This is a genomic window from Homoserinimonas sp. (genome assembly GCF_056262345.1).
Genome location: NZ_JBACFR010000274.1, coordinates 1 through 10,163, shown reverse-complemented (window position 1 = coordinate 10,163; position 10,163 = coordinate 1). Strand labels below are relative to the sequence as shown.

The 10,163-nt window shown below is 65.2% G+C and carries 9 protein-coding genes; 1 reads left to right on the top strand and 8 read right to left on the bottom strand.

Annotation, left to right across the window (positions count from 1 at the left end; translation table 11 throughout):
- From AC062T_RS12765 to AC062T_RS12750, 4 genes are all read right to left on the bottom strand, one after another.
- On the bottom strand, positions 1-708 hold a 708-nt coding region (locus AC062T_RS12765), incomplete at its 3' end, for an HpcH/HpaI aldolase/citrate lyase family protein (protein ID WP_476030590.1).
- Between the two features lie 75 nt (positions 709-783).
- On the bottom strand, positions 784-1,962 hold the full coding sequence (locus AC062T_RS12760) for an acyl-CoA dehydrogenase family protein (RefSeq protein ID WP_476030588.1): 1,179 nt from the start codon (positions 1,960-1,962) through the stop codon (positions 784-786).
- A 48-nt stretch (positions 1,963-2,010) separates the two neighbouring features.
- The gene (locus tag AC062T_RS12755; protein ID WP_476030586.1) at positions 2,011-3,963 is read right to left on the bottom strand and encodes an acetyl/propionyl/methylcrotonyl-CoA carboxylase subunit alpha; all 1,953 of its coding nucleotides are present in this window, start codon (positions 3,961-3,963) and stop codon (positions 2,011-2,013) included.
- A 5-nt stretch (positions 3,964-3,968) separates the two neighbouring features.
- A complete protein-coding gene (locus tag AC062T_RS12750; protein WP_476030584.1) occupies positions 3,969-5,576 on the bottom strand; it encodes a carboxyl transferase domain-containing protein in 1,608 nt (535 codons plus the stop codon).
- A gap of 115 nt (positions 5,577-5,691) precedes the next feature.
- Here AC062T_RS12750 and AC062T_RS12745 point away from each other — a divergent pair, with 115 nt between their 5' ends.
- On the top strand, positions 5,692-6,303 hold the full coding sequence (locus tag AC062T_RS12745) for a TetR/AcrR family transcriptional regulator (protein WP_476030582.1): 612 nt from the start codon (positions 5,692-5,694) through the stop codon (positions 6,301-6,303).
- 7 nt (positions 6,304-6,310) lie between these two features.
- Here AC062T_RS12745 and AC062T_RS12740 read toward each other — a convergent pair whose 3' ends face one another.
- From AC062T_RS12740 to AC062T_RS12725, 4 genes are all read right to left on the bottom strand, one after another.
- Positions 6,311-6,985, bottom strand: coding sequence for a VOC family protein (locus AC062T_RS12740; RefSeq protein WP_476030580.1), 675 nt, complete (start codon positions 6,983-6,985; stop codon positions 6,311-6,313).
- Between the two features lie 91 nt (positions 6,986-7,076).
- Positions 7,077-8,342: a dihydrolipoamide acetyltransferase family protein gene (locus tag AC062T_RS12735; protein WP_476030578.1), complete on the bottom strand. Its 1,266-nt coding sequence runs from the start codon at positions 8,340-8,342 to the stop codon at positions 7,077-7,079.
- Entirely contained in the window at positions 8,339-9,343 is a 1,005-nt protein-coding gene (locus AC062T_RS12730) for an alpha-ketoacid dehydrogenase subunit beta (protein ID WP_476030592.1), read from the bottom strand. Before AC062T_RS12730 ends, AC062T_RS12735 begins: the two co-directional genes overlap by 4 nt.
- Positions 9,344-9,366: 23 nt before the next feature.
- On the bottom strand, positions 9,367-10,163 hold a 797-nt coding region (locus AC062T_RS12725), incomplete at its 5' end, for a thiamine pyrophosphate-dependent enzyme (RefSeq protein WP_476030576.1).

The window sequence follows — 10,163 nt, the reverse complement described above, 5'->3', positions numbered from 1 at the left end:
GCCCTCCACAACACGGCGAGCCCAGTCGGCCTGGGCAGCATCCGGTCGGTAAGCGGAGCGGATGGTCTCGACCTGAGCCGGATGGATGCACGCGGTCGCCGAGAACCCGCTCTGCGCGGCATCCTCAGCCTCGGCCTGCAGAATGCCGAGGCTCGTGAAGTCCACATTGATCGCGTCGATCGCCGCCTTGCCGTGAGCCCGGGCAGCGAGCAGGATGCTGGACCGCGCGTGGTCGATGACGTTGCGATAGCGGCCATCGAGCCCACGACTGCTGGTTCCGCCCAGCGACACCGTGAGGTCTTCCGCCCCCCAGAACAGGCCGACGACCTGGGGCAAACCCGCAATGTAGGAGGCGTTCAGCACTCCTTCGGCCGACTCTATGAGGGCGACTACGCGGTAGGCGGCCAAGTCAGCGAGCTCCTCGGGGCTCGTGACCTTGGGCACCATAACCGTGCCGTATCCGCTGCGGGCAAGGGTCTCGAGGTCGGCTTCGAACTCGGGGCTGCGAGTGCCGTTGAGTCTGAGAATTGTGCGCTCGGGGTCGAGCGACGACGCGATGACCGCCTCGCGGGCCGCTGCCTTGTTTTCGACACCGACGGCATCCTCAAGGTCGAGGATGACCGCATCGGCTCGATCGGCGGCTTTGGCGAAGCGCTCCGGCCGGTCTGCTGGGCAGAAAAGGATGGCGGGACCCATGGTGAACGTCATGTCATGCACCTGTCCAGAGTATTGCGAACGGCGGGTGCCGACGACCCCGGAGTTCGATCCAAGGCGAGGAGCGAGCTACCCAAGGCCAAGAGAGCGGGCGATGATCATGAGCTGCACCTCATTGGTGCCTTCTCCGATCTCAAGAATCTTGGAATCCCTGTAGTGGCGCCCCACAACGCTCTCGTTCATGAACCCGTATCCCCCAAAGATCTGAGTCGCGTCCCTCGCATTGAGCATCGCCGCGTCGCTCGCCACCAGCTTGGCGATGGCCGCCTGCTCGGCGAAGGGCACACCGGCGTCGCGTCTGCGCGCGGCATCGTGCCACGCCAGGCGCGACGTATGCACCCGCGACCTCATTCGCGCGATCGTGAAGGCAATGAACTGATGCTCGGCAATGGGCACACCGAAGACAACCCGCTGCTTGGCATAGGTCACCGATTCCTCGAGGCAGCCTTCTGCCGCCCCCGTCGCCAGTGCCGCAACCGCGATGCGCCCCTCGTCGAGCGTGCGGAGAAAGTTCGTGAAGCCCTTGCCGCGCTGGCCCAAAAGGTTTGCGGCGGGAACCCGCACGTTGTCGAAGGTAAGGGGGTGGGTGTCGGATGCCCGCCAGCCGACCTTGTCATAGGCGGGCTCGACCGTGAAACCCGGGGTTCCGGAGGGCACGATGATCGTTGAGATCTCGGCGCGGGGTTTGCCAGAGGCATCCGTCACTCTCGCGGTCACGGCCGAAACGGCGACGAAGCTCGTGATGTCGGTGCCGGAGTTAGTTATGAACTGCTTGGTGCCGTTAATGACCCACTCATCGCCGTCGAGCACCGCGGTGGTGCGGGTTGCGCCAGCGTCGGAGCCCGCCTCGGGTTCGGTGAGGCCGAATCCCGCCAAGGCTCGCCCGGAGAGTAAGTCGGGCAACCAGCGAGCCTTTTGCTCGGCGGTGCCGAAACGAAACAGGGGCATCGCGCCGAGACCGACCGCCGCCTCCAACGTGATGGCGAGCGACTGATCAACCCTGGCGATCGCCTCGACGGCCAAACAGAACGTCAGGTAGCTGCCGCCCTGGCCGCCCGCCTCCTCGGGGAAGGGAAGGCCAAAGAGCCCGAGTTCGCCCATCCTGGCGACGACATCTAACGGCAAAGCGTGATCGCGGTCGGCCTGGTACGAGATGGGGGCTATGACCTCGTCGGTGAAAGTGCGAACGAGGCTGGCGAGCTCGTTCTCCTCGTCACTGAGCCCAAATGCGGGTGCTGTGTCGTTCATCGCTGAACCTCTTTCAGGGCGTCGGTGTTGTCAGTGGGGCGGTGTCGTTCAGGGGGTGGTGTCGTTCAGGGCGGAATCCTCGGCGGCGATTGTGGCCACGCGATGGTCGGCCCGCACGAGGTCCCCCACGCGCACTTCGATCGCGACGATGCCTTCGCTCGTGGCCAGCACGGTGTGCTCCATCTTCATTGCCTCGATCGTCACCAACGCCTGCCGGGCGGTGACCCGGTCGCCCGAGGCGACGGAGACATCGACAACCGTGCCAGCGAGCGGTGCACGAACCTCGGGCGAAACGGCGCCTTCCGTGCGTTCGAGAGCGGCGAGCTCGCGCTCAAGTGACTCCTCACGAGACACGCGTCGCAGGGCAACGGATGCTCCCCCATGACCGATCCAGACCGTGTCACCGTCGAGCGCGACATCCCTCGGCGGAAGCACCGACTCGGATTGCGGCACCGCGACAGAGCGCCACTCGTCTCCATCGTCGATAGTGAGGACAGCAGGCCGGTACTCGCCCAACCGCCAGCCGTCACGGCGTCGCCACGGCTCGGCACCATCGTCGCGACCGCAGAACAGCGTCGCAGCGGTATCGAGCGCCACAGCATCCGGCACTCCAAACTCGTGCCGAGGCAGAAACCGCGCGATGAGGTCGGTGTCGAGGCTGCCCGACCGCACATCGGGGTCGGCCAGAAGAGCGCGAAGAAACTCAATGTTGTGGTGCACGCCCAGAACGAGCGTTTCGGCAAGGGCACGGTCGAGCCGGTAGAGCGCTTGGGCGCGGTCGTCGCCCCGTGCAATGACCTTGGCGAGCAGAGGGTCATAATCTGCGGTGATGCTCCGCCCGAGCGCAAGCCCGCTGTCGACGCGAACGCCTTCTCCCGCTGGCTCGTGCAACGCCACGACAACCCCGGTCGACGGGAGAAAGCCGTGCCGAGGGTCTTCTGCATAGATGCGCGCCTCGACGGCAGACCCGGTGAGGGTCACATCCTCCTGTGAGAAGCCGAGCGGCTCGCCCGCGGCGATGCGCAGCTGCTGTTCGACAAGGTCTATCCGCTCGCCCCTCACCCGGGCGACCTCCTCGGTAACGGGATGCTCCACCTGCAGCCGGGCATTCATCTCCATAAAGAAGAACTCGTCCGGCGATTCGGCAGAAACGAGAAACTCAACGGTTCCGGCACCCACGTACCCGCTGCCTCTGGCAACCTCGCACGCCGCAACGCCCATCCGTTCGCGAAGATGCGCGCCCTGCGGTGACTGCAGAAGCGGAGATGGCGCCTCCTCGATGACCTTTTGGTGGCGGCGTTGCAGAGAGCATTCGCGCTCCCCGAGGTGGACGACTCCCCCGCTCATATCGGCCAGGATCTGCACCTCGATGTGGCGTGGAGAGGCTACGAGGCGCTCCAACAGCAGAGCGTCGTCACCGAACGCCGCCTTAGCGATGCGGCGGGCTGCGGCTAGTGCTTCGGGCAGGTGCGCAGGATCCCCCACGACCTGCATGCCCTTGCCCCCACCGCCCGCCGAGGGCTTAACAAGCAGCGGAAACCCCACAGACTGTGCAGCTTCGATGAGCTCGGCATCGCCGAGCCCAGGCCGGGATACCCCCGGAATCACGGGGACGCCCCGCTCCTGCACATGGTTCTTTGCTCTGATCTTGTCGCCCATCAGATCAAGCGCAAAAACAGGGGGGCCAACGAACACCACCCCGGCGTCGGAGCACGCCTGCGCCAGCGGCGCGCTCTCCGACACGAAGCCGTACCCGGGATGCACCGCCTGTGCCCCGGTCGTGCGCACCGCCGCCATAATCGCGTCGACGGAGAGGTAGCTGTCACGGGCGGGGGCCGGCCCGATTCGCACCGCCACATCGGCGAGCGTCGTATGCGGAGCATCCGCATCAGCATCGCTATACACGGCAATGGAACGGATGCCCAGCCGCCGAAGGGTGCGGATAATGCGCACCGCAATCTCGCCGCGGTTGGCCACAAGAACGCTGTCGAAAGGGGGCACGGCGGTCACATCCTAAACAGGCCGAAGGCCGGCTCTGGCAGGGGTGCAGAAGCGCACACCCGGAGGGCGAGCCCCAGCACCGTGCGGGTATCGGCAGGGTCGATGACCCCGTCGTCCCACAGACGGGCGGTGGAATAGTACGGGCTTCCCTGCTCTTCGTAGCGGTCAGCGATGGGTTGGCGAAAGCGTGCTTCATCGGCCGCGGAGTAGCTTTCGCCTCTGGCGGCCATCTGCTCCCGCCGCACCGACCACAGCACTGACGATGCCTGCTGGCCGCCCATTACCGAAACCCTCGCCGCTGGCCACATCCACAGAAAGCGGGGCGAGTAGGCCCTTCCGCACATGGAATAGTTGCCAGCGCCGAATGAGCCGCCGATCACGACCGTGAGTTTGGGCACCCGGGTCGTGGCCACCGCCGTGACCATTTTTGCTCCGTGCTTGGCGATGCCGCCCGCCTCAGCATCCGTCCCCACCATGAAGCCCGAGATGTTCTGCAGAAAGACCAGGGGCGTGCCGCGCTGGTCGCACAGCTCGATGAAGTGAGCTCCCTTTTGAGCCGACTCGCTAAACAGCACGCCGTTGTTGGCGATGATGCCCACGGGATGCCCGTGGATGCGGGCGAACCCCGTGACGAGAGTCGTGCCGTACTCCGCCTTGAACTCGTGAAACTCGCTGCCATCAACGAGCCTGGCGATGACCTCGTGGACGTCATATGACTCGAGAACGTCGGTGGGAACGACACCATAGAGCTCGTCTTGCGGCACCCGTGGCGGCTCTGATGCGCTCACCTGCCAGGCGGCCTCGGCGGGCGGCGGCAGCGTCTCGACGATATCGCGCACGATCTGGAGAGCATGATCATCGTTGTCTGCAAGGTGATCGACTACTCCAGAGCGACGGGCGTGCACTTCGCCCCCGCCGAGCTCCTCAGCGGTGACGACCTCGCCGATTGCCGCTTTGACCAGCGGCGGGCCGCCGAGAAAGATCGTTCCCTCGCCCCGCACGATCACGGTTTCGTCGCTCATCGCCGGTACATAGGCACCGCCTGCCGTGCAGGATCCCATGACGGAGGCGATCTGCGGCACGCGCTGCGCCGACATGCGGGCCTGGTTGTAGAAGATGCGCCCGAAGTGGTCGCGATCGGCGAACACCTCGTCCTGCATCGGCAGAAAGGCTCCCCCCGAATCGACCAGGTAGATGCAGGGGAGCCGATTCTCCAGGGCAATCTCCTGTGCCCTTAGGTGCTTCTTGACCGTGAGAGGGAGGTAGGTTCCACCCTTGACGGTTGCGTCATTAGCAATGACAAGCACGGGCCGGTCGTGAACCAGACCGACGCCAGCGACGACCCCGGCTCCGGGAGCCTCGTCGCCATAGAGCCCCGTCGCGGCGAGCGGTGCGATCTCAAGGAACGGACTGCCCTCATCGAGAAGGTGGTCAATGCGGTCGCGGGCCAGCAGTTTTCCCCTGCTCTGGTGACGCAACCGGGATGCTTCTGAGCCACCCAGCGCCGCCTCGGCGAGTCGCGCGCGCAGATCAGCGACAAGCGCCTTTTGCGCGGTGGCGTTGGCCTCGAACGCCGCCGAGGTCACGTCGACCCGACTTTCCAGTGTCTTCATTGACTACCTTCTGAGCTGCTGCGGATGAGAGCGAACCGCTCCTCAAGCCAAATTCAGTTAGTCTCGACTAACTGAATTACAGACTAACTCTCTCGCCATCGAAGGGGAACCCCCCGTGACAGCCCAGACTCCAGACCCGCCAGCCGACGGATCGTCTCGCACCAGGGCGAAGGCCGACCGCAGAACAGCGCTCCTCGAAGCGGCCGCGCGTCTCTTTGCCGAGAACGGCTTCGCCCAGGTTTCACTCGAGGAGCTCGGTGCCGCGGTCGGCGTGAGCGGCCCCGCCGTCTACCGGCACTTCGCCAGCAAACAGGCCGTCCTCGCTGCCCTGCTCATCGGCGTGAGCGAATCCCTGCTCGCGGGCGGTCGCGCCGTGATCGCGCAGCAAGCGCCCGCCGCGGTGACGCTACGAGCACTCATCGACTTCCACGTTGACTTCGCCGTGAGGGATCCCGACGTCATTCGCGTTCACGATCGCGACCTACACAGCCTGTCAGACGACTCCCGCCACACGGTGAGAGAGCTTCAGCGACGATACAGCGAGCTCTGGGTCGATGTCGCCGCTGAGCTGCGCACCGAGACCCGTCAGGAGCTTCGGGTTCGGGTGCAGGCCATTTTCGGGCTCATCAACTCGACGCCGCATACCGCGAGCGGAATCGCTGGGGATTCGCTTCGAGCTCTCTTGAGCGACATGGCGCTGGCGGCCAGCCTCGCGAACCCGAAATAGTCCCGAGCTAATCGGCCGACGTGCAGATGCAGACCTCGTTGCCCTCAATATCGGCGAGCACCCACCAATCCGGCGCGAACTCATCCGTGATGAGAACACCGCCAGCCGCAAGAGCTGCGGCCAGCCGCGCCTCGGCATGATCCGCGGGAACATAGACGTCGACATGCATGCGATTGCGCTCTGTGCGGGCAGCATCCATGCTCTGAAACCAGACCTTGGGACCGGCGCCACGCGGGTCGGCGAGGCTCGAAGAATCGCCGTCATCAACGTCGACGTAGTCGAGTACCGCCTTCCAAAAGGGACGAAGGCTCCCGGGCTCTGTCGTGTCGATTGCGATCTCGTAGACGCTCGGAATATGGTCTGCCGGCTCGCCGCCAACCCGCACGGCGAGGGCGTGAATATCCCGCGCCAACTGCACGTCGCGCGAGGTCACGCCTCCTGAATCGTGAGAGGTGAGCACGAACTCGGCTCGGCCCCAACCCAGCTTCATATCGGGATGGTGGTTCAGCGACTCAGCAATCTCACCCGCACGCGTCACGATCGCGGCCGCCGTCACAAAATCGGGGGTCGTGTAGTTTGCCCTGAGCGCTCCGGCGAGATGCTCGAACGCCGTACCGGCGAGATCTTCTGCGGTCATCTCGGGCGTGAGGAGCTTGTGGGGGTCGACGCTGACTTCGCTCATGCGCCCACCTTCCCGCCGAGTTCCGCGGGCGTCAAGTGCCTGGGGGTGAGCATCTGGCCTGAGTTCACGAGCCTCTGGTTTGCTCGCCGCCTCAGACGAGAGCGAGCACCCCCGCAGGATCCCTCAGAATCGACCCCACCGTTGTAAGGAACTCAGAGCCCTGCCGACCATCGATCAACCGGTGATCGAACGCGAGCGTGAGCGTGACAACACTGCGCAATGCGACCCCTCCCTCGTGCTCCCACGGCACCCGGCGAATCGCACCCAGCGCAAGAATCGCCGCCTCACCCGGCGGCAAAATGGGAGTGCCAGCATCCACGCCAAAGACCCCGACATTGGTCACCGTGAAGGTGCCATCCACGAGCTGGTGGGGCGTAGTCGCCGACTCGCGCGCGGATGCGGTGAGCGCGGTCATGGCATCGGCCAGAGCGGGCAACGAGAGTTCGTCGGCACCGCGGATGTTCGGCACCAGCAATCCTCGATCTGTTGCGACGGCGATCCCCAGGTTCACATGAGCGAACTCGACCACCTCCTGAGCGGACTCGTCCCACCGACTGTTGATCTCCGGCGTGTGCTTGATCGCCACAATGCACGCCTTCGCGACAAGAGTGAGAATTCCCAGGCTGTGATCACGCAGACGCGGCGATTGCCGCAGCCGATCGAGCAGCTCAAGGCTCTGTGTCACGTCGACCGTGAGGGTGAGGCTCGCGTGCGGCGCCGTGAACGCGCTCTGCACCATGGCCTCCGCCATCCGCCGACGGACGCCCGTGATGGGGCTGCGCACCTCCGACTGCTGCTCAAACGCATCGACTGCACCTGAGTGCGCAGACTCGACGGCATCCCGGGCCGCCACGGGCGCCGCCTGATGAGAGGCCAGCCACTCCGCCCTGCGGTGCCGTCGCCGGGGAAGCTCCCCCGTCTCGCCCTTGGGCCCGTACCCCACGAGAACGGCGGTGCGGTTCGCCGCCGGGGCAACGCCCTCGCTGACGCTCTCGTTCACACTCTCGTTCACACTCTCGCGCACGCTCTCGGCAGCGACCGGCTCGGGGGCGACCACTGCCGCGGCAACGGCATCAGCGGCATCGAGATCTGCCGCAGGCGGAGCGTCATCCCCGTCATCCGTCTCGATCGACACGATCACCGACCCGACGCGCACGGAGTCGCCGGGGTCTGCGAGAAGGGAGCGCACCACGCCCGCGAAAGGCGAGGGAAGCTGCACGAGAGCCTTGGCGGTCTCAACCTCCGCAAGAATCTGGTTCAGCTCGACCGTGTCCCCGACCTGTACCTCCCACGACACAAGCTCTGATTCGGTAAGGCCCTCGCCGAGGTCGGGGAGGGCAAAGTCGCGAAGGCTCATAGTGTCCATCCGGTCAAAGAGTTTGCACGGCCGAGCACGCGGTCAACTGCGTCGAGTACACGGTCGAGATCGGGGAGAAAGTGTTCCTCTAGCCGTGAGGGCGGATAGGGGATGTCATGGCCGGTGACACGCGCTGGTGCAGCCAAGAGGTGGGTGAAGCAGCGTTCGGTGATGCTCGTTGCTAGTTCGGCACCGAGACCGCCGAACTGTTGTGCCTCATGGGTAATAACGAGGCGACCAGTCTTGCGCACCGAGGCCTCAACGGTATCGAAGTCCACAGGAGACAGCGAGCGAAGATCAATAACCTCAAGCGAAATGCCCTCGTCGGCTGCCGCGAGCGCCGCATCAAGCGCCGTCGCCACGAGCGGGCCGTAGGTCACAATCGTGGCGTCGGTTCCCTCAACGACAACGCGGGCTGCCTCAAGCGGCGGTGCAGCATCGAGCGAAGCGTCAACCTCGCCCGTAACCCAGTACCTCCGCTTCGGCTCGAAGAACAGCACGGGGTCGTCGCAGGCGATGGCCTGCCGAATCATCCAATACGCATCTTGGGGGTGAGAGCAGGCCACGACCCTGAGGCCGGCGGTGTGCGCAAAGTATGCCTCGGGCGACTCGGAATGGTGCTCGACTGCGCCGATGCCCCCGCCGAACGGCACCCTGATGGTGATCGGCATGCGAACGGCGCCGCGCGTGCGGTAATGAAGCTTTGCCACCTGCGCCACGATTTGGTCGAAGGCCGGGTAGATGAGGCCGTCGAACTGAATCTCGACCACCGGCCGGTAGCCGCGATAGGCGAGCCCCACGGCCGTGCCCAGGATGCCCGCCTCGGCAAGAGGCGTATCGATTACCCGGTCGGCCCCCCACTTCTTTTGCAGACCGTCTGTCACGCGAAAGACGCCGCCGAGACGCCCGATGTCTTCGCCCATCAGCAACACTCTGTCGTCGGCGGCCAGGGCGCCATCGAGTCCAAGCCCGATCGCCGCGCCCAGCGTCTTTTGCGTCACCGTCTTCTGCGCCATCTCGCCGCTCATCGCTCCTCCCCCAGCATGTCCAGGTACGCGGCGTACTGGCTGCGTTGGCGTAGCACTCGCGATGTCGGCTCAGTAAACACGTGATCGAAAAGTTCGAGCGGGCGAGGGTCTGGCAGCTCAAGGCAGGCGCGCCTGAGATCGGCGGCGACGGCATCCGCAGTGCGTGAGGCCACCTCGTGCACACTGTGCAGGCCATTCAGCTCGAGATTGCGCTCCACTCTGGTAATCGGGTCGAGCTGAAGCCACTCATCGTGTTCGGCGGGGTCGGCATAGCGAGATGGATCATCGGATGTGGTGTGCGGCCCCATCCGATAGGTCACCGCCTCGATATAGCTGGGCCCGTCGCCTCGCCGTGCTCGATCGAGCGCCCAGCGGGTCGCCGCCATCATGGCAAGCACGTCGTTGCCATCGACGCGAATGCTCGGAATTCCGAACCCCGGGGCCCGGTCGGCGAGAGGCCTGCGCGCAACGAGGCTCACCGGCTCCGAAATTGCCCAGTGATTGTTCTGGCAGAGAAAGAGGACGGGAGCGCGGAACGCGGCGGCAAACACCATCGCCTCCGAGACATCCCCCTGGCTTGTTGCCCCGTCGCCGAAGTAGGCGACGGCAACCGAATCTGCACCGTCTTTTGCACAGCCCATTGCGTAGCCGGTTGCGTGGAGCGTTTGGGCACCGATGATGACGGCGGGCGGCGCCATGCCGAACTCGTAAGGATCCCATCCGGATGCTGCCGTGCCCCGCCACATCGGCATCATCTCCTCTACACCGACGCCGCGGCAGTAGGCGACGGCGT

Coding starts and splice junctions, on each gene's coding strand:
- AC062T_RS12750 (WP_476030584.1), bottom strand. CDS start 5,576: ATGAAGACACTGGAAAGTCGGGTCGACGTGACCTCGGCGGCGTTCGAG.
- AC062T_RS12740 (WP_476030580.1), bottom strand. CDS start 6,985: ATGAGCGAAGTCAGCGTCGACCCCCACAAGCTCCTCACGCCCGAGATG.
- AC062T_RS12735 (WP_476030578.1), bottom strand. CDS start 8,342: ATGAGCCTTCGCGACTTTGCCCTCCCCGACCTCGGCGAGGGCCTTACC.
- AC062T_RS12760 (WP_476030588.1), bottom strand. CDS start 1,962: ATGAACGACACAGCACCCGCATTTGGGCTCAGTGACGAGGAGAACGAG.